General features: G+C 46.7%; 2 pseudogenes. Both read left to right on the top strand.

Annotation, left to right across the window (positions count from 1 at the left end):
- A pseudogene (locus R7R24_RS27610) lies at positions 1-213 on the top strand (type III secretion chaperone CesT); the annotation flags it as partial.
- A 9-nt stretch (positions 214-222) separates the two neighbouring features.
- A pseudogene (gene vopR / locus R7R24_RS27605) lies at positions 223-653 on the top strand (type III secretion system effector VopR); the annotation flags it as partial.

Genomic DNA, 653 nt, shown 5'->3' with positions numbered 1-653 from the left:
CGCGAAACGGGTGGAGTGCAGTTTTGCATCAACCCAACCACCAAAGATATTCTGCTTCAAATCGCCATCACGGCAGACACCGAGATCAGCCAATTAGCCAACGTCATCAGTCAGTTGAATGAGTTGAGTGACACTTGGGTGCAACTGTTCCAAAACAACACGGTTGTCGATTTTAGCCAACAAACTGGCTCACACCCGTTTATTCAAGTTTAAGGTTTTTACATGGTTAATATCAATACGTCACACATGCAGTCGTTGAGCCAGCTGACGTCACATTTAGCGACACAGAATCAAGCGGACGATAAAGAGATTCGAGCACACAACGGCAAAGACATTTTCGTAAAAGAAGGTGCGCCAAAAAACAAAAGCGTGAGCGCTCGTATTAGCCATCAGAACAAAGCGAAAGACATCGTGGTGAATCTGCTCACCAAGCAGGGCATTCCAAAAGATGTGGCGAAGCAAATGCTACAAAACGTGCTCAATGGCGAAAATAAACTGACGCTCGGCAATTTGAAAAATCTTGAAAGATTGTCGTCTGGCCCAAGTTCGCATTGGCCTGCCGCACAAACCGACACCTCGTCTTCCAAAACCAGCAAAGCCTCATCCAGCGTGGCGCTGATCAACGAGCACAAAGAAAACCTTCAAAAGCTGGG

It is taken from the genome of Vibrio sp. 704 (genome assembly GCF_033339295.1).
This window is presented reverse-complemented; position numbering and strand designations above follow the sequence as displayed.